The organism is Syntrophomonas erecta subsp. sporosyntropha, assembly GCF_055395365.1.
On sequence record NZ_AP042459.1, the window covers coordinates 370,259 to 388,830 of the forward strand.

Annotated in this window: 17 protein-coding genes; 4 read left to right on the top strand and 13 right to left on the bottom strand. The window is 42.2% G+C overall.

What is annotated here, in order from left to right; all coding sequences use genetic code 11:
- Nucleotides 1–52: 52 nt before the first annotated feature.
- The 5 genes from trxA to ACZ5Q0_RS01725 all read right to left on the bottom strand — a co-directional run bounded on the left by trxA (nt 53) and on the right by ACZ5Q0_RS01725 (nt 4,624).
- Nucleotides 53–376 (bottom strand): thioredoxin, encoded by a 324-nt coding sequence (gene trxA, locus ACZ5Q0_RS01705; protein WP_446819783.1) that lies wholly within the window; start codon nt 374–376, stop codon nt 53–55.
- Between the two features lie 115 nt (nt 377–491).
- Nucleotides 492–767 carry a metal-sensitive transcriptional regulator gene (locus tag ACZ5Q0_RS01710; protein WP_446819782.1) on the bottom strand — a complete coding sequence of 92 codons (276 nt, stop codon included), beginning with the start codon at nt 765–767 and terminating at the stop codon, nt 492–494.
- 704 nt (nt 768–1,471) lie between these two features.
- Nucleotides 1,472–2,707 carry a peptidoglycan binding domain-containing protein gene (locus ACZ5Q0_RS01715; RefSeq protein ID WP_447182654.1) on the bottom strand — a complete coding sequence of 412 codons (1,236 nt, stop codon included), beginning with the start codon at nt 2,705–2,707 and terminating at the stop codon, nt 1,472–1,474.
- A 22-nt stretch (nt 2,708–2,729) separates the two neighbouring features.
- Nucleotides 2,730–3,446, bottom strand: coding sequence for a PRC-barrel domain-containing protein (locus tag ACZ5Q0_RS01720; RefSeq protein WP_447182655.1), 717 nt, complete (start codon nt 3,444–3,446; stop codon nt 2,730–2,732).
- A 5-nt stretch (nt 3,447–3,451) separates the two neighbouring features.
- On the bottom strand, nt 3,452–4,624 hold the full coding sequence (locus ACZ5Q0_RS01725; RefSeq protein WP_447182656.1) for a hypothetical protein: 1,173 nt from the start codon (nt 4,622–4,624) through the stop codon (nt 3,452–3,454).
- Nucleotides 4,625–5,042: 418 nt separating this feature from the next.
- Here ACZ5Q0_RS01725 and ACZ5Q0_RS01730 point away from each other — a divergent pair, with 418 nt between their 5' ends.
- A complete protein-coding gene (locus tag ACZ5Q0_RS01730; protein WP_447182657.1) occupies nt 5,043–6,323 on the top strand; it encodes a thiolase family protein in 1,281 nt (426 codons plus the stop codon).
- Between the two features lie 413 nt (nt 6,324–6,736).
- Here ACZ5Q0_RS01730 and ACZ5Q0_RS01735 read toward each other — a convergent pair whose 3' ends face one another.
- A complete protein-coding gene (locus ACZ5Q0_RS01735; protein WP_446819778.1) occupies nt 6,737–7,918 on the bottom strand; it encodes a coenzyme F420-0:L-glutamate ligase in 1,182 nt (393 codons plus the stop codon).
- A 152-nt stretch (nt 7,919–8,070) separates the two neighbouring features.
- Between ACZ5Q0_RS01735 and ku the strand changes: the two genes are divergently transcribed.
- From ku to ligD (ACZ5Q0_RS01750), 3 genes are all read left to right on the top strand, one after another.
- Entirely contained in the window at nt 8,071–8,916 is an 846-nt protein-coding gene (gene ku / locus ACZ5Q0_RS01740; RefSeq protein WP_447182658.1) for a non-homologous end joining protein Ku, read from the top strand.
- A gap of 36 nt (nt 8,917–8,952) precedes the next feature.
- A complete protein-coding gene (gene ligD, locus ACZ5Q0_RS01745) occupies nt 8,953–9,846 on the top strand; it encodes a non-homologous end-joining DNA ligase (RefSeq protein ID WP_464827201.1) in 894 nt (297 codons plus the stop codon).
- A gap of 175 nt (nt 9,847–10,021) precedes the next feature.
- Nucleotides 10,022–10,945 (top strand): non-homologous end-joining DNA ligase, encoded by a 924-nt coding sequence (ligD, locus tag ACZ5Q0_RS01750; protein WP_446819775.1) that lies wholly within the window; start codon nt 10,022–10,024, stop codon nt 10,943–10,945.
- Here ligD (ACZ5Q0_RS01750) and ACZ5Q0_RS01755 read toward each other — a convergent pair.
- The 7 genes from ACZ5Q0_RS01755 to gcvT all read right to left on the bottom strand — a co-directional run bounded on the left by ACZ5Q0_RS01755 (nt 10,931) and on the right by gcvT (nt 18,562).
- Nucleotides 10,931–11,818, bottom strand: a complete 888-nt coding sequence (locus ACZ5Q0_RS01755) for an MBL fold metallo-hydrolase (protein WP_446819774.1) — start codon at nt 11,816–11,818, stop codon at nt 10,931–10,933. The two genes, ligD (ACZ5Q0_RS01750) and ACZ5Q0_RS01755, sit on opposite strands and share 15 nt — an antisense overlap.
- Before the next feature lie 21 nt (nt 11,819–11,839).
- Entirely contained in the window at nt 11,840–12,787 is a 948-nt protein-coding gene (locus ACZ5Q0_RS01760) for a lipoate--protein ligase (RefSeq protein ID WP_464827202.1), read from the bottom strand.
- Nucleotides 12,788–12,902: 115 nt separating this feature from the next.
- Nucleotides 12,903–14,288 (bottom strand): dihydrolipoyl dehydrogenase, encoded by a 1,386-nt coding sequence (gene lpdA, locus ACZ5Q0_RS01765; RefSeq protein ID WP_446819773.1) that lies wholly within the window; start codon nt 14,286–14,288, stop codon nt 12,903–12,905.
- Nucleotides 14,288–15,739 carry an aminomethyl-transferring glycine dehydrogenase subunit GcvPB gene (gcvPB, locus tag ACZ5Q0_RS01770; RefSeq protein ID WP_446819772.1) on the bottom strand — a complete coding sequence of 484 codons (1,452 nt, stop codon included), beginning with the start codon at nt 15,737–15,739 and terminating at the stop codon, nt 14,288–14,290. Before gcvPB ends, lpdA begins: the two co-directional genes overlap by 1 nt.
- A complete protein-coding gene (gcvPA, locus tag ACZ5Q0_RS01775) occupies nt 15,736–17,052 on the bottom strand; it encodes an aminomethyl-transferring glycine dehydrogenase subunit GcvPA (RefSeq protein WP_446819771.1) in 1,317 nt (438 codons plus the stop codon). The genes gcvPB and gcvPA overlap by 4 nt, the downstream gene beginning before the upstream one ends.
- A gap of 10 nt (nt 17,053–17,062) precedes the next feature.
- Nucleotides 17,063–17,452, bottom strand: coding sequence for a glycine cleavage system protein GcvH (gene gcvH / locus ACZ5Q0_RS01780; protein WP_446819770.1), 390 nt, complete (start codon nt 17,450–17,452; stop codon nt 17,063–17,065).
- Between the two features lie 18 nt (nt 17,453–17,470).
- Nucleotides 17,471–18,562, bottom strand: a complete 1,092-nt coding sequence (gcvT, locus tag ACZ5Q0_RS01785) for a glycine cleavage system aminomethyltransferase GcvT (RefSeq protein ID WP_446819769.1) — start codon at nt 18,560–18,562, stop codon at nt 17,471–17,473.
- Nucleotides 18,563–18,572: the final 10 nt, after the last annotated feature.

Here is an 18,572-nt window from a genome sequence, read left to right on the forward strand (position 1 = left end):
ATAATTGTTTTCATCAAAGGAGTAGACAAAACCTTCCCACCCCTATATAAAACTATCCAATTATTTGGTCTATCGCCTTTTGCAGTTGCTCTTTACTCTGGGCACCTACTATTCGTTTGGCCTCGGTACCATTCTTAAAGAAAACCAGGGTAGGGATACCCCTAATGCCATATTTTACAGCCAAGTCACGATTATCGTCTACATTAACTTTCCCTACCACAATTTTCCCTTCATTGTCAGCAGCCAAAGTCTCTACAATCGGCCCTACCATTTTACAAGGGCCACACCAGGGTGCCCAAAAATCAACCAAAACCGGTAAATCGGATTTTAATACGTCCTGATCAAAGGTTTCCAATGAAATTGTCTTTACAGCCATATTTATCCCTCCTATTCTTTATATAAAAACACCTTACCAGTGTTATTAACAATGTTTAATTGTATGAATAATTGTTAGTATTAATTCCACTGCCAACCGGCCTGCTAACTAATTCCTATCTTATTAACCTGCCCATCATCTGGACAATTTCTTTTAAATCGTTCTCAGATTTGTCCTCACGAAGAACATCCTGCAGGCAATCTTGAGCATGGTTTTCAAAAACTATTATTCCCACCTGATTAATAGCTGACCGTATGGCTGCTATTTGATTTAAGACCTCTCCGCAATTAGCCTCATCTTCAATCATTCTTTGGATACCACGCACTTGCCCTTCGATTCTTCTTAATCTCAGTAAAATGCTCCTGCGATTATCTTTTTCCGTCTCAACCATTCTTCATACCCCCTCCGGGTATTATTTTACTAAAGTATAACTATGAATTTTAGAAAAGTCAAACTATAAGTAAAATTTTTTCTCTACGGGATTATAGTTACCATAAGTATATATTTTGTTTCAGATTCCTCTATGGACGATAGTTACACGCTGTGTATTTCAAATTTCGGTCGGTGTGAGTATCTTTTCATTTTAAGAGTTGGTCAAACCTGCCTATAAAAAAAGAGGGGATTTCCCCTCTTTTTATTTTGACTTTACCCAATTAGTAAGTAGGTTGCTATACTTGCTCCCATAGCTACTACGAACCAGACCAAGGTGCGCAGCATTTCCGTTTTAACCTGTTTAGCTAATTCCTCCACCATAAAGGCCTCCTCATTTTCTAATTACCCCGTCCTAAACCTTGCAGTGAACTTCCCCTCCCTTTACTAAACATACATAAGGAACTTTAGTTCACTAGGTAACACCACATGACTAATTTTCAAACTTCAAAAGTTTTACTTCTCATCCCCTTCCCTTCCTGCCTTGACGGGGTAAGGAGAGATCGGGAAGAACTGTTGTAAGGTGAATATTTAGTTTTATATTTATAATGTTTTTGAGCCTTTTTTGTTATTTTTACCCCTTTTCCTGCACATTCCAGCCTGCTTAAGCCGCTTTTGGTTTATAAATCACTTATATTATAGCACCCCAGTTAATTAATAACGATCCTATTTAGGCGGGCTGTTAGGGCCTACTAATATTACTGTGTCAACTGCAGGATGCCATTCCTCAGCCAGCAGTTCTTTTTCTATTTGTACATCATTATTATAAACTACTCGAAAAATTTTCTGAACCCGGCCATTGGTTCCTTCCTGGTCTACTATCCGCTGATCAGGTCTTAGAGAAGGATTAACCTGGTATCTTACCTGGGGACTTAGCAATTCTTCTTCCTTTTGTATCGCAATACGACGGTTCCCATCAGTCTGGCACCCATATATCCTAAGCAGTAAGGTTTCACCCTCTTGTGTAGCCACCAGTAGTACCGGATATTTTTTATCATTGATTATAGAATCTTTATCCGTTTTCAGCCCAGCCTGTCGACTAAGACTTATCATTCCCCTTACCACTTCCAGTTGGGCTTTTTCATCCAATAGGTCCCCTGCCTTTTTATCTGATACCCTGTTAAAGATACTTTGCCAAAGAACTCTTTCATCAGAAAGAATAATACTACCATTCAGGCCGGTAAGCAATCCCTGGATCGATGAGGAGGATAAATCTTCCCCTTTGATAGCATAGACTCCTAGTAATTGTTTAACATTTTTAATATCTTCTAGTTTTATCCAGGGGGATACTTTTCGGGTAGATAAGGTGATCGGCTCATCCAAACCATTTTGCAGGGCTTGGACTATACTGTATGAAGATTTTTGTGCATCTATGTCCAATCCATATTGGTGAGATACATATTCCAGTTCATCACCATGGTAATAAATACGAGCATCCTGGGCTGGTTTATCGTATTCATCTTTAATTTTTTTCATCTGCCCGTAAATCTGTTTTTCATCCCATTTAAAGGCAGGGGTGATATTTACTTGTCCGCCCCTTAACAATATGTGATGCAATACAGGACCTGTTCCTTTGGGCGGATTAAACCATTCTTCTGCCTTTTGCACGGTAGCATCAATATCATATTCAATTCCAAAATTACGCAGGGGAATGTGTAACACATTCCCCTCCCACTTAAGCACTAATTCATTTGCCCGGACCTTAGCCAGATCACTGGCCAGTTTCATACGGGATTCTTCCAGGCTTAAACCGCCCAGATGAACCCCTCCAACCTTGAAGTTGGAAGGAAACACCCGGCTATCTCTGCCAGCCAGAGCCATGGATGTAATCAGTAATGTAATAAATACGCTGATGACAACCAGGGCCACTACCCGTCCGGCCCTTCTTCCCGCATCTGCCATAGTACCGCTCCTGCCTCAAAACTTATTTAGCACACTGGGAAAGCTCCATAAATTTGTTATGTTTTTCTGCCAGGGTAATTACCATTTCGTTGACCTCTGTTCCTTCAGCAATAATGACTTCTCCATTATCATCATGAATATCTTGGATAACCTTTTTACCGATTAAGAACTCCCTCTGGCGTTGCTTGAATAGCGTCTTTCCATCTGCAGCAGAAGAGGTAGGATTATCAGATAAAGTTGACTCTGTTTCAACTGCCGGAGCACCCTCTTTTATCTCCCTTATTACCACAACATCGGCTCCGTAGGTCAAAACCTGACCGGCATCGACAATCTCCATTTGCGACTCATCCTGAGTAGTCTTGTATTCCAGACGAATGATTTTGCCGGTAATCTCATCAATCTCATACTCACTGATAACACCGATTAAATTACCACGATTGGTCAAAACCTGGTTGCCTTTGATTTCTATATTACGCTCGAGGAGGTTATTAGCATTATTGGTCTCATTAATAGTGGTGAGCATACTTTCACTCTCGGTGGTTACTGCATATTCGCCTATACCTATGACTGCCTTGTAGAGTAGAACTCTAGCCCCTACATACCAGCTTCCATTACTCACCAGGATAAAATCGACTTTCCCTTCCTCAGGATTGATGACCAGGTCTTTCACCTGTCCAATCTTTTTCCCATCCATAATGGCAAAAACAGGCAGACCTATAATCTCCTGCGTCTTCTTCATCCTTTCTACTCCCTTCCCTTTGCAAGTAGCGCGTGCTCCTCGGCCACTTTCATCCTAACCATACGTGGAACATTGGCCAGGGGACAATTCTCCATCCCTAACCGAACCAGTTCCTGATGTAAAATCCTTGTATAAAGAAGTTGAGATTTTACCTCATTTATTATATCAGGTTCCAGGTTATTAAAGCCAACACAACGCTCCATAATATCCTCGGCCCGGTAATAATTCCCTTCTTCTTTAAAATAAGTGTTTATTTCTAAAGCTATTAAAGCCTTAAGTTCTTCATCCCTGCTAACATTAAATGCCTTTTCAAACCAAGTTATAGCAAGATCCATCTCCCCGGTCGCCTTATAATCAAATGCCTTATCAATAAGGTTAGTCACTGTTGTTTCATCTGATCGGGATGTATCATCCTTATCCTTGCCCTTGTTATTCTCGTCATTATCAACCTCTATTTCCAGGTCATGGTCATGGCCAGGAAATGTTTTATTCAAATCCAGTGCTGCTTGGTTCTCAACCGGGGACAGGATTTCATTTTGATCGGTCAGAGCAGGGGCAGAGCCGATATTTACAGTGACAGCCCCGTTCTCAGCCGGCTGGACCGGTTTTTCTTCCTCTGTTACTGCAATAGCTGTTATCTCTATCTCTGCTGCTATTTCGAATTGACTTTCCCTGTCTAATTCCTCTTCCTGCGACAATTTATTCGTTTCTTCTACTGTAACTAGTACCGGATGATCAGGCATCTCCTGGGCTGCAGGTTGTTCTAACTGATCCGCTGCCATTAACTTGCTTGCATCCTGTAATTCAATAGTACAAAAAGTAGGTTCTGAATTGGATAACTCTACTTGCTCCCCTTCCTGCAGGTGGTGAATATCTTCCCTATTGGGATCTGGCAGTTTTTTTGGTACCGGGGCTTTTGAAGGAGCCTGAGCTACAGAACAGGAAGTAGCCTTTATAAAATAACCGCCTAGTAGCACTAGTAAAATACCGTAAATAAGCAGTGAAAAAGTGGTCCCTAGTTTAGAAACACTAATCGGAAAGGATAGTATTATAAATAAAGAAATCGTTAGCACTATGACTATCTCTCTACGGGTTAATCCTTCTTTATTAAGTAAGTGGTATATCAACCATGCGATAGGCAGATATATTATTACTACATAAAGGAAATACTCCTGCATATTTATCCCCTTACCTACATTCAGTTATTTTCTACAATGGCTTTTTATTTCCTTCCCTAATTCGGCAAAGTTATCAGAAAGGGTATATTTTGTCCAAATCAATCCTATCTACTCTATTAAGTTTTGACAATCCTCCTCTTTTTCCTTCTTTTATCGAACTATAGTCCCCATTTAAAAATCTTATTAGGAAAAATTTGTCCTTGCCTTTGGGGTTGTCTTTCGATTACTAACCTAACCTTCGATTTACTATTAGACCAACTTCATTTATGTAAATTCTATTATGATTATTTCGAATATTTTAAATTTACTTGTGAGACCTTTTACTTATGGAATATTTGTTACTTTTATGAAATAATATTATTGAGTGGTTAGGCTTTTAGCCGGCAGTGTAGAGAGAAAAAAATAAGGGGGAAATTGCATGAAAGATGTATTTGTAGTGGAAGCTGCGCGTACACCTGTTGCCCGAGGAGGAAAACAATCCTGGTTCGCCCATGTCCGTGCTGAAGAATTGTCTGCCATTGTCTTCAAAGAGCTAAGAAAGAGAATAGGCCTGGAAGACAAAACCCGCCAGGGTATCATCGATGATGTGGTATGGGCTAGTTGTGCTAATGCTTATTTAGAACAGGGACTGAATATTGGACGTTTAGCTTGGATCCTTTCCGATGGTTCCTATGATGTGCCTGGTTGTACCATAGACCGTTTTTGTGCTTCCGGTCTACAGTCTATTCAGTTTGCTGTCTCAACGATGATGACTGGCTTCGGTGGCGATATTATGATTGCCGGCGGTGTACAGCATATGACCCATGTTCCTATGGCCTCCGGCTCTGATTATCACCCTGATCTGGGTAGCTACATGGATTTAGGAGCTCTTAATATGGGGTATACTGCCGAAATGGTAGCCCGTAAGTTTAATATTACCCGTGAAGATCAGGATATGTTTGCCTATGAATCCCACCGGAAATGTACCCAAGCTCAGGCAGCTAATAAAGTTAAAGAAGTAACTATTCCCATTCAATGCAAAGCCCTGGCCAAGGGAGCTAAAAACAGTAATCCCCACAACATGGAAGCTAAATATATTGCTTCTGAACACTTGGCTAAGGCTGCCGCCGAAAAAGGCGATGAACTGGCTGAAATCGTGGTCGCCCGTGACCAGGGTGTACGTCCCGGAACGACTCTAGAATCCCTGGCCCAGATGCCGCCGGTTTTTATGCAGGATGAAGCTGCTACAGTTACGGCCGGCAATGCTTCCCAGGTTAATGATGCAGCAGCTGGAGTTGTGGTAGCAACTGAAGAAGGATGTAAGGCTTTAGGTTTAAAACCTATTATGAAAATGGTTTCCTTTGCTGTAATTGGTTTAGATCCTGCCATTATGGGTATTGGCCCGGCTTTAGCAATTCCCAAAGTCTTAAAAAGAGCGGGTATGACCAAGGATCAAATCGACCTATGGGAGATTAATGAGGCTTTTGCTTCCCAATCGGTATATGTGCAAAAAACTCTCGACCTGCCTAAAGACAGGTTAAATGTCTGGGGTTCCGGCATTTCTATCGGCCATCCCCTGGCCTGTACCGGTGCTCGTATCGCTACTGATATTACCGCCATCTTACGGGATCCCGAGTATGCTGAGGTTGAGTATGTAGTTGAATCCATGTGCATCGGTCATGGCCATGGTGCTGCTGCCATCTGGCAGAGAGTAAGATAACATAGCGAACTTATTCTTAAAATAAACCCATTTAAAAAGCAGGGGTAAATCCCCTGCTTTTATAGATTAAGTATAACTTTATAAATGTGGAATCTCTTTAATATAACTATATGCAAACTTAAAGCTTTTCGCCTGAGCAAAATTCTTTAATCTACCTGCTTGATGTTATGGAGTTAGCATAATCTGTTACAAAAACCGCAAAAGTAGATGTCAAAGGAGCAATTAACACACTGCTATAAATGGGTAGTTCCCATAGAGTAGCACTGATGTTGGCTTCCGTTCATCACTTCACTAAGGCTGCAGTACACTGCCCAGCCACCCTAAAGCTACCCTACATACCGTTATGTTTTTCATGCAGCGATTAGAGTATTTTATGCATTAACACCCTATCTCTTTAGGCAGTAAAATTAAGATTATCGCCTCATAAAGCTCTTCACCAGAATAACCGGTGTGCCAGCATCAGCAGAACCGCTTACTAAATCGGCCAGGCTAGCAATCAAATCCTCGACCTTGCGCGGAGTAGTCCCTTCGGTTTCTATACTTTTAGGAACTAGTGACTCTTGTTTTTTCTCCTGCAGGCTTTTTTCTATTTCCTCAATTTCAACGCCTTCGTCCCACATTTTGTCCACCAGGTATTTGTATTTTACACCTTCGCGATACCTGCCTTTTAGTCCGGCGGTAATACCTAGGGCCGGCTGAGGATCGGCCAGTTCATATATACCTGTAGACGGATCCCGATAGGCACCATCACCATAAACGATGACTTCAATATTTTTACCCAGTTCCTGTTTTACTCGCTGTTGCACCTGTTCAGCCAGGTAGTCAGCATCGCGAGGTGCGAGTTTTAACTTATCACCCGAAGACATATTACTTCCTAATAAACCCCATTCCGACCACGCATCAAGTGTATCCCGGCAGATATCCTGCAAACCTATGCAATTTACTCCCATTTCGTTTAGTTTATTTAGAGCACGGTGGCGATGGTGCACATTAGCCACCACTATGCCATCTAAATCCATTTCCGTCATTTTTAGCGGATCATTACACAGTAATATTTGCGAACGACAACCTGCTTCTGCAATTACATCTTGATAAAGCTGAATATAGTCTACCCCAGTTATGGGATGAAGGAATCTGGGCTCTCCTAATTCATTTGGGGTAATCACCTCACCATTGCCTTTGCCCAGTTTCTCCAAAGTTTCTAGAGATATTAGCTGGTTTCCTACCTCATCGGCCGGGTATGATAACTGTACTACCACTTCGCCAGTTTTAACCGCTGTAGCCAGTCCTTTTAGTATTAGTGAAAAGCGGTTGCGGCTCAGAATAGGGAATAATACCCCAATCTTGGCTCCCGGTTTAACTTTAAGCTTATCCTGAACATCCCGGGCAATATCGGAAACAGTCACGTAATTATTTTGAGCACGGGCCACAATCGATTCGGTGATACAAACGGTGTCACCGTCATCCAGGAAACCATCCCGATCACATTTCCGCATGGCTTCAGATACCATTTCCACTATATCACTTCCTGGAACAATGACCCCTAGCTTAATCCCAAATGCAGAAACACCAACATAATCTGGTATTTTCCCCACAGGCAACATCCCTTTTCTTAGGTTTTAGGGAAAGCGTTTCTCCCTGCACAAATATACCGCAAAAGTGTAATTCATGCAATGTTACAGGTTACTAGTTTGTATAAAAACGGTAACTAAATGCTAATCCTAATACAAATGATGAAGGATAGGTGATGTGGTTGCGAACCCTATGGAAAGGCGCGGTAAGCTTTGGTCTGGTGAACATACCCGTTAAAATGTATGTGGCTACTGAAAATAAAGATATTAAATTTAATTACCTTCACCGTGAATGTATGGGCCCTATTCAATACCGCAAGTGGTGTTCCCAATGTGATCGGGAGATTTCCAGTGAAGAAATTGTTCGTGGCTACGAATATCAAAAGGGTAATTATGTCATCATAAACGAAGCAGATCTGGAACGCATTCCCTTAGAAAATACCAAAACTATAGATATTCTTGATTTTGTTGATCTTCAACAAGTTGACCCCATTTATTTTGATCGCAGTTATTATCTGGAGCCCTCCCCAGGTGGTGAGAAGGCTTATACATTACTGATCGAAGCCATGTCGCAAACTGGTAAGGTGGCCGTGGCCCGGGTAATAATTCGTACTAAGCAAACCCTGGCCGCCTTGCGGGTCAAAGACAATGTATTAATTATGGAGACCATTTTTTATCCCGACGAAATACGCTCTCCAGACACCCTAAATACTGGTGTGGGCTTATCTAAACTTCATGATAATGAAATTAAAATGGCCGTCAGTCTAATCGATAACTTATCTACTGATTTTGATCCGTCCCGGTACGAAAATGAATATCGTAAAGCTTTATGGGAATTAATCGAATCTAAAATTGTCGGTAAAGAAGTTGCCGTATCCCCTCCTACCGCCGAGAAAGGTAATGTAGTTGATCTCATGGAGGCTCTTAAGGCTAGTGTAAAATTAGCGGAAGAAAACCGGAATCCGGCTAAAGAACCCTCGGGTAAAAAGAAAGGCGGCCGCCAACGCAAAACTGGTAGTTAAAACATGAATCATCATTTTCCTTTATCTATTAAGCCGATGGAACCCCTGCCACTGGACAAAGTTTTTGATCAACCAGACTTTATATATCAAGTTAAATGGGATGGGGTGAGAATGCTGGCTTATATTACTTCTGGACAGGTACAACTGGTAAATAAGCGGCAGCACTTAAGAACGGCCCAATACCCGGAACTCCAAAAATTAATTCGTCTAGTTGATGGACAGGAAGTTATACTGGATGGAGAAATCGTAGTATTACAAAACGGCAAGCCTAGTTTTCCCGCCGTAATGCGTCGTGACCTATCCGGCCCTGATCGGGCTAAGTCTATGCTGCAACAACTGCCCATAAATTTTATGGTTTTCGATTTGCTGTACCTGGCCGGAAAGGATCTTTGCTCTACACCTTTAAAAGAGAGACAGCAGCAATTAAATAAAATATTGCATACCGATGAAACCATTTTACTGGTGGATAATTTCCCCCGGGGTAGTGATCTTTTTGCTGCTGTAAAGGCCCAGGATATGGAGGGTATTGTGGCCAAACGTCACAACAGTTGTTATACGCAGGGTAAACACCACCACGATTGGTTTAAAATAAAATATCGCCGGATACAAACTTGTGTAATAGGGGGCTATACTTGCCGGGGGAAATTAATTAACGCCCTGCTTCTAGGAATCTACCGGGATAAAGAATTATATTACGTAGGAAAAGTTGGTAGTGGACTAAAAAGTGCCGAATGGCTGTTACTAACCACAGAACTGCCTAAAATACTTACCCGGCAGTCCCCATTTTGCAATTTACCTGTTCACAGAAAAATGGCTGATTTTTATTTTATTGAACCTCGACTACAGGCCCAAATAGAATTTGCCGAGTGGACCGAAAAACTGACCCTGCGTTCCCCGGTCATCAAAGGTTTTATAACCGGCAGAGCCTAATAGGTTTAAATTATAATTAAATTAGTAGATTTATACTAACTTAATACTGAATACACTAAGAGGAGTTATGAAATAATGAAGTCAGTGTTGTTCTAAACAGACAGGTTTTTTACACAGGTAGTTAAAAGTATGTAACAACTCGATATTTGTTAAAACATGACTAAGGATGATTTTAATGTCAAAATCAGTAATCATTAATAACCGCGAGTTTTCCCTATCTAACCTAGACAAAGTACTATGGCCGGGGGATGGATATACTAAAGGTGAATTAATACACTACTATGTGCAAATCGCCCCCTATATCATACCCCACCTTAAAGATCGTCCCCTGGTAGTAACCCGTTATCCAAATGGTATTGAAGGAAAAAGTTTTTACCAAAAAAATGCTCCTCCTCATACTCCCGAATGGATTCCTACCTTTCCCTGGTATTCCAGTGATTCTGACCGGGAAATTGAATTTATTCTGGTTGAAGAAATGCCAACCCTAGCCTGGCTAGCCAATCAGGGCTGTATAGAAATGCATCCCTGGCTTTCTAGAACTGGTAAGATTGATTACCCTGATTTTGTGGTTTTCGATCTGGATCCTTCCCCGAGCAACACCTACCAGGAGATAGTAGAAATCACCCGGGTGTTAAAAGAACTGCTAGACGGTCTAAAGCTTAAAAGCTGGCTAAAAACTTCCGGGGGAGAAGGATTGCACATTTATGTACCCATCAAAAACTGCTATACCTATGAACAAATACGGCTCTTGGCCCGCCATATTGCCGCTATAGTAGTAGAAATACTACCAGATATAGCCACTATCGAGCGCCGCGTTAAACAAAGAGAAGGCCGAGTTTATATAGATTACCTGCAAAATGTAAAAGGGAAAACTCTGAGTGCTCCTTATAGTGTTCGACCTCGTCCCGGTGCTCCGGTATCCACTCCTCTTGAGTGGGATGAGCTAACCCAAATTCAACCGTCCCAGTTTACGATTACAACCATCCTGTCACGGGTCAGGGATAGGGGCGACCTATTTGCCCCTGTGCTGGTGGAAAAGCAAAGCCTAGACGAAGCTTTACGTTTGATCAATATTAACAAACCTTTAAGCTTCAAATAACATTTGCCCTTCCCAGGTATAAGCCCGGGCCCATCTATGATTACAAAGATAAGAAAGACAGGCTGAAATACTGGCTGAAATAAGATAGTACTGGGTACGATTAATAGGTAATTTGAAGTGTCTCACTACCTGTTGGACAATTTGTTCCCGGTTAGAAGGCCGGATTTCTAGTACCGATAATATATACTGAAGCATAGTTTCCAATATCTGCCTATTTTGTTTAATAAGTCCCTTAACGTTTTCTTCATACCCACCATGAGATAAATACACAGCGGGAAAGTCTCCTTCCTCCAACCAGGCTAAAGTTTTCAGCTGATCATCAATATTACTTAGATAGAGAAAAGGGAAATTTTTAAGATTTTCAAAAGAGATTAGAGCATCTCCAGCAAAGAATACCTCATCAGGGGTTATAATTCCTAACTGGCCGGGACTATGTCCGGCCAGAGGAACAATATGAAAAAGTTTATCTTTTACTGAAATAGGTCCCGGTGAAACAATTCGGGATACTGAGCAGGATGGCGCCAATAAATACCTGTTTTTCAAAGCCTTAAGAGGACTGGCAGAATACAGGCAAAATGGATGCAATTCCGGATTTTCTAAAAATGCTTTTTCCTGGCGGGATGACCAGATCTCGCAGCCAGTGGACTGCTGCAAATACTGGTGACCCCCACAATGATCTGCATGAGAATGGGAAGTCATTAAAGCAAATAGCTTTAAATTCTTCTGCACCAGAATTTTAAGAGTCCTTCGGGACCATATTTCTCCCGGGCCACTATCAAACAGCAAACAACTACCATCATCGAATATATATACCCCTACCAGAGTAGGATAATCTAATTTCCAGGTGTTTTGACTAATATGTATTAAATCCATCCCCTCTACCCTCAACTTTCCTTAGCCAAGCAGCAGTTCGATGAATTCCCGGTTGCTAAACCCGGGTAAATATTCAGATACTTTAACACATTCCAATCTTTTTTCCAGGCCTCTTCTATTATAAGGTACCCCGGTAATGATAAGTTTCAGCTCATCAACATCCCGATTAGCAAAAAAGTCACCAAAGATATGTAGGTTATTAATAATCCCCTTTTTTACATCTAACCGCAGATCAATTCTTCCCCAATCAAAGCGGGCATGTTTTTGCAGGTTAAATGGTGGAGAAACACCATAATTCCATTCCCAAAGCCCATATTTTTTCTCCACCAGATTTTTTATAGCCTGACGGTCTTTTTCGGTCAGATTATAAACAGGCTGGTGTCCTGTGTCCTCTTGAATAGTTTGGACCAGAATCGTTTTAAAATCGTCAATCGTAATAGGTCTATCCAGGTGCTCACTAATATTAGTTACCCGGCTGCGTACTGATTTTACCCCTTTAGAGGATATTTTTTCTTGATCAACTTGTAAAACCCGAGTCATCTCTTCCAGATTAGAAGAGAAAAGCAAGGTACCATGATGGAGCAATTGTCCCCGACCTCTATACTGGGAATTGCCGGAAAACTTTTTACCTTGTATAGTGATATCATTACGCCCATTATTCTCAGCCTGCACTCCTATCTTTTCAAGGGCAGCAACAACCGGTTGGGTAAAATGGGCAAAATCAAATCCGGATCCTAAATGATCCCGAACTACAAAGGTAAAGTTTAGATTACCCAGATCATGATAAACAGCTCCACCGCCAGTAATTCTTCTAACTACTTTAATGTTTTTTCCCTCAACCAGTTGTTGATTGATTTCCTCTATAGTATTCTGGTTACGACCTACTATAATAGCCGGCCGGTTCTGCCACAGAATAAACCATTCTTCTTCCGGATCCAGAGAAGTAAAAACATATTCCTCTAAAGCCAAATTAAAGTAAGGATTATTACAGGTGTTTATGATTTCTCTGATTGTAATTCACTTCCCCTTTTAATTGGTTAATTAGAAGTGGGATTTTAAAATACTTAGCCTATTAATTAGCTTATCATCTTCTCTGATTAGGGACCAGGTGGATGGCTTCTGCATTAACATCCAGAATAGCTTCCTTTAGAGCCTCTCCTAAGGTGGGATGAGGATGAATCGCTCTAATAACCTCTTCTATTTTCAGGCGATTATTAACCATGAGTACCCCTTCCAGGATCAAATCACTAGCATGAGGACCAACAATATGCATCCCGATAATAGTGTTATCCCGATCAGCAATAACTTTAACCAAACCATCCGTTTCCCCGAGAGTCATGGCCTTACCGTTGGCCGCAAATTGAAAACGGCCCACTTTATAGTTTATCCCCTGGCTATTAGCCTCCTGTTCACTCAAGCCTACAGTAGCCACCTCAGGAATGGTAAAGATAGTACTGGGAACTGCATGGTAATGCACCTGACTTTCCTGACCTACCATATGCTCCACAGCCACTATCCCTTCTTCCGAGGCCACATGAGCCAGCATAGGTTCACCGATTACATCGCCAATAGCATAAATTCCCGCTACATTTGTTTGAAAATACTCATTAACAGCGATACAGCCGTTTTTATTCAAGGCAATTCCTATCCCTTCCAGGTTTAAACCACCAGTACAGGGCCTGCGTCCACCTGCCATAAGCACCACATCCACCGGAATAGTGTCAGTTCTTTTTTTACCCGTAATGGAAACCGACAATTCTTCATTAGCACGGCTGATATTTTCCACACATACCCCGGTGTGGAGGTTAATACCCTGCTTTTTAAGATAAACGGTCATACGCTTACTGATTTCCTCATCCAAATCATTTAATATTCGGGGCTGATATTCAAACACATTAACTTGGCTGCCAAACTCGTTAAAAATACAGGCAAATTCCAGCCCGATAACTCCCCCACCAATAATACCAATACGATCTGGAACGGTAGACAGCTCTAAAATATCTTCACTGGTGATTACCCCGGGAAGTTCGATGCCTTCTATAGGTAAGCGCACCGGCATTGACCCAGTTGCAATTAGGATATTCTTAGCCTCTATTTCCTGATCGTTTACTATGACCTTACCCTCTTTCAATAAGGTCCCTTCACCTTTAATAACCTCTACCTGGTAGGCTTTTAAAATCCGAGCTACTCCAGCTACTAAATTATTAACTATACTATCTTTTCTATCCCGTGCGCCTGCCATATGAAAAGTTATATTATCCACCGATATGTTGAATTTTTCACTCTCATGCAGGTTATGAAGAATCCTGGCATTCCGGTAATAAGCCTTGGTAGGAATACATCCCCGGTTAAGACAGGTCCCGCCTAAACTATCCTTTTCTACTAGGGTTACAGTCATCCCCAGTTGGGCGGCACGAATGGCGGCCACGTATCCTCCCGGGCCGCCGCCAATGATAATTAAATCTCGCACTATACTCCCTCCCACTTAATAATGGGATGACGGGCTGCTCTTACTTCATCCAATCTTTTCACTATGGTAGTATGAGGGGCACCTGTAACCAATTCCGGTTCTTCTTGGGCTTCCTTAGCTATACTGTTTAAAGCAGCAATAAACTCATCTAAACGCTCCCGGCTCTCGGTTTCAGTCGGCTCAATCATGAGAGCTTCCCGGACAATGAGAGGAAAATAAACAGTGGGCGGATGAAAACCATAATCCATAAGTCTTTTGGCTATATCCAATGTAGTTACGTGATTTTGCTCCATCTGATGCAAGGCAGTAGCTACAAATTCGTGCTTACAGATACGGTCAAAGGGTATATGATAATATTTTTTCAGGTGTTCTCGCACATAGTTAGCATTTAGCACGGCGTGCTGGCAGGCTTCTTTGATGCCTTCCTTACCCAGGGCTTTCAAGTAAGTGTACGCTTTTACTACCACCCCAAAATTACCATAAAAAGTCTTTACCTTGCCTATAGAAAGGGGCCGATCATACTGTAGTATATATTTATCTCCCTGTTTTTCTACTACCGGTTTAGGTAAATAATCAGCTAGTTTATTTTTAACCCCTACCGGTCCTGATCCCGGTCCACCTCCCCCATGAGGTGTAGCAAAGGTTTTATGCAGGTTAAGATGAACCACATCAAAACCCATATCACCTGGCCGGGCTACCCCCATAATGGCATTAAGGTTAGCTCCATCATAATAAAGAAGTCCTCCACCATCATGCACAATAGTAGCTATCTGCTGGATATGCTCTTCAAACAGGCCCAGTGTATTGGGATTAGTAAGCATTAAACCAGCTACTTCATCATTCATTTTGGCCTTAAGATCTTCCAGGTCTACCAGACCCCGTTCATCTGATTTAATTTCCACAACGTCAAAACCTACCACATGGGCAGTAGCCGGATTAGTACCATGAGCTGAGTCCGGCACCATCATTTTAGTTCGCTTAAAATCGTTGCGGTGCTGGTGGTAAGCCTTTATTGTCATTACTCCAGTCATTTCCCCATGAGCACCGGCGGCCGGTTGCAGTGTAAAACGATCCATACCAACGATTTCACATAACATCTGTTCGGTTTCGTACATGAGCTGCAAGGCTCCCTGGACGGTATCTACCGGTTGGTAAGGATGTATCTGGGTAAACCCAGGCACCCGTGCAACCCACTCACTGACTTTGGGGTTGTATTTCATAGTACATGACCCCAGTGGATAGAGGCCGTCATCTACTCCATAAGCCTGCTTGGATAAAGCAGTATAATGTCGAACTGCTTCTACCTCGCTTACCTCTGGCAGTGGTACCCCTTCAGTACGTAAATATTCCCGGCCAATAGTCTGACTTAGATCGACTTCCGGTAGATCTTCAACGGGAAGGTTAAAGCCATTGCTTCCTGGAACGCTCTTTTCAAATATTAGTTTGCTCATGCCGTTTTACCCCCTAATACCGCCACCAGTTGGTCAACTTCCGACCGGGTTCGTTTTTCTGTAAATGCCAACAGCATAGCATCTTCCAGTTCGTAACCGCCTATAATACCATGTGCCAATAACGTTTGGTTGGCGGCTGCCGGGTCATTAATACTTATTGGAAACTCTCTGAAATAAGGATGCTGGTATCGCAAAGATAAACCGGCCTTTTGTAACTGATTCTGAGCATAAACTGCTAACTGGTGGGATTTTAAAGCTACCTGTTTAAGTCCTTCCCGACCAATGAAAGTCAGGTACATGGTAGCAGCCAGTGCATTCAACGCCTGATTAGAACATATATTAGAACCGGCTTTTTCCCGGCGAATATGCTGTTCACGGGCCTGCAAGGTTAAAACATAAGCCCTGTTACCTTCCTGGTCTACAGTTTGTCCTACAATTCTACCAGGCATTTTTCTCATCAGCTTAGTATTAGTAGCAAAAAACCCCAGGTAAGGCCCCCCAAAGCTCAGAGAATTACCTAGAGACTGTCCTTCACCCACCGCAATATCTGCTCCCCATTCTCGAGGAGATTTTAATAAAGCCAATGAGATAGGATCCACAGCCATTATTAATAATCCCCGTACCCGGTGGATAGCTTCCTCAAGCGGTTTTATATCCTCTAAAAGCCCTAAGAAGTTAGGCTGCTGTACCACTACCGCCGCAGTTTCCCGGTCAATCATATCCACCATTTTTTCAGTATCGATAACCCCATTAGCACCGGGCACTATTACAATTTCCGTAAATCCAGAAAGAGAGTAGGTTTTTAGAATTTCAATATATTCGGGATGAATAGTATCTGGAACTAATATTTTCCTGACTTTACTGCTTAATCCGGCCATTGTACAGGCCTCAGCAAGGGCTGTTCCCCCATCGTATACAGAGGCATTAGATGCCTCCATTCCGGTTAATTGACAGATCATAGTTTGGTATTCAAAAATTGATTGCAGTATTCCCTGACTAATTTCCGGCTGATAAGGAGTGTAAGATGTATAAAACTCGGACCTTAGCAGCATTTGTTCCAATGCAGCCGGGATATAATGATCATAAACACCTGCCCCCAGAAAGCATGGATATTTTTCTACGGTAAGGTTACGTTCCACCAGAGCTTTTATACCTGCACGGATTTCCATCTCACTTTGGCCGGTGGGAAGGTTGAGATCACGCTGTAGTTTAACCGCATCGGGAATATCACTAAACAAATCTTCTAAAGCCCCCATCCCGATACTTTTTAACATATCCTCTACCACCGGCGGTGGATTAGGTGTAAACTTCATGTCCTACCTCCTAGGCATTCTCCTGTTCTTTACAAAAACGCTCATATTCTTCAGATGACATGAGATCTTCAATTTCATCAGGATTACTCACCTCTATAATTGCCAGCCAGTTTTCATAAGGGTCCTCATTTAATAACTCCGGGGAGGATTCCAGGTCTTCATTAGCCTCAGCTATAGTTCCTGACATAGGGGTATATACAGACGATACCGCTTTTACTGATTCAATGACCGCTACTGATTCTCCATTGGCTACTTCATTATCAACTTCGGGGATCTCAACATAAACAATATCACCCAGGTTATGCTGGGCAAAATCGGTGATGCCTAAATAGGCTCTAGTCCCTTCTAAACGAATCCACTCATGCTCAGTCGAATATTTTAAATCCTTAGGTATATTCATTTTAATCCCTCCATTTTTTCATCGGGGCCTTTTGTAAAAAGCACCCTGGGTTATACAGGCCTTTACTGGCTTTTCACGTATTATTACATCAAACTGTTCACCAGGCCGGGCATACTCTCTCTTAATCAGGGCCAGACCCATATTTTTATTAAACGTAGGGGAATGAGCTCCTGAAGTGACCCAGCCTATTGGCTGGCCGTCTTTTTGCACCTGATAGTGTGAACGTGGAATACCCTTACCTACCATTTCAAATTCTACCAGGCTGCGATCAGGATGGGCCTCTTTCTGTTTAAGCAAAGCCTCTCTGCCGATAAAATCACCACTATCCAGTTTAACAAAAAAGCCCAAGCCTGCTTCTAAAGGAGTAATATCACGATCAATTTCCTGCCCATAAAGGGGCAATTTAGCCTCAAATCTCAAAGTATCACGGGCTCCTAACCCGGCCGGCATAATGTCGTCCCCTCCGGCTAACAGAATTTTCTCCCATAAATCCCCAGATTTGTCCGGCTGTAAATAGATCTCAAACCCGTCTTCTCCTGTATAGCCGGTGCGAGATACTATACATTCTATTTCCGCCAATTTCACCCGGGGATTAAACCAGAAGAATTTTATAGCGGAAAGATCGGTGTCACTTATCTTTTGCAGTATTTTTTCCGCTAAAGGACCCTGAACAGCTAGTTGAGCATAGTTATCAGATACATTGTCTACCTTGATACCGTCCGGGGTGTGCTCCATAATCCAGGCTAAATCCTGGTCCATATTGGCGGCATTAACTACCAGCAGGTATTGCTGGTTAGAAAACCGGTATACCAGTAAGTCATCCACCACACCACCATCCGGGTAGCACATTAGAGTATACTGAATCTGATTATCGGCCAGTTTCTTGATATCATTAGTTACCAGGTAGCGGATAAAATCTTCTGATCCCGGGCCGGTCACCATTATTTCCCCCATATGAGATACATCAAAGATACCTGCCTTTTGTCTAACCATTAGGTGTTCCTTAATAATACCCTGATATTGTACAGGCAGCTCCCACCCCCCAAAATCAATCATTTTCCCTTCATACCTGGTATGTTGTTCATACAAGGGTGTTCGTTTCAATACCATTCCTCCTCTT

What these genes read in the sequence shown, in the direction of transcription:
- trxA (WP_446819783.1), bottom strand. Translation starts at nt 376, where the DNA reads ATGGCTGTAAAGACAATTTCATTGGAAACCTTTGATCAGGACGTATTA.
- gcvPA (WP_446819771.1), bottom strand. Translation starts at nt 17,052, where the DNA reads ATGAAGTTTACACCTAATCCACCGCCGGTGGTAGAGGATATGTTAAAA.
- ACZ5Q0_RS01720 (WP_447182655.1), bottom strand. Translation starts at nt 3,446, where the DNA reads ATGAAGAAGACGCAGGAGATTATAGGTCTGCCTGTTTTTGCCATTATG.
- ku (WP_447182658.1), top strand. Translation starts at nt 8,071, where the DNA reads ATGTGGTTGCGAACCCTATGGAAAGGCGCGGTAAGCTTTGGTCTGGTG.
- ACZ5Q0_RS01710 (WP_446819782.1), bottom strand. Translation starts at nt 767, where the DNA reads ATGGTTGAGACGGAAAAAGATAATCGCAGGAGCATTTTACTGAGATTA.
- ligD (WP_446819775.1), top strand. Translation starts at nt 10,022, where the DNA reads ATGTCAAAATCAGTAATCATTAATAACCGCGAGTTTTCCCTATCTAAC.
- gcvPB (WP_446819772.1), bottom strand. Translation starts at nt 15,739, where the DNA reads ATGAGCAAACTAATATTTGAAAAGAGCGTTCCAGGAAGCAATGGCTTT.
- ACZ5Q0_RS01725 (WP_447182656.1), bottom strand. Translation starts at nt 4,624, where the DNA reads ATGCAGGAGTATTTCCTTTATGTAGTAATAATATATCTGCCTATCGCA.
- gcvT (WP_446819769.1), bottom strand. Translation starts at nt 18,562, where the DNA reads ATGGTATTGAAACGAACACCCTTGTATGAACAACATACCAGGTATGAA.
- ligD (WP_464827201.1), top strand. Translation starts at nt 8,953, where the DNA reads ATGGAACCCCTGCCACTGGACAAAGTTTTTGATCAACCAGACTTTATA.
- ACZ5Q0_RS01730 (WP_447182657.1), top strand. Translation starts at nt 5,043, where the DNA reads ATGAAAGATGTATTTGTAGTGGAAGCTGCGCGTACACCTGTTGCCCGA.
- ACZ5Q0_RS01715 (WP_447182654.1), bottom strand. Translation starts at nt 2,707, where the DNA reads ATGGCAGATGCGGGAAGAAGGGCCGGACGGGTAGTGGCCCTGGTTGTC.
- ACZ5Q0_RS01755 (WP_446819774.1), bottom strand. Translation starts at nt 11,818, where the DNA reads ATGGATTTAATACATATTAGTCAAAACACCTGGAAATTAGATTATCCT.
- gcvH (WP_446819770.1), bottom strand. Translation starts at nt 17,452, where the DNA reads ATGAATATACCTAAGGATTTAAAATATTCGACTGAGCATGAGTGGATT.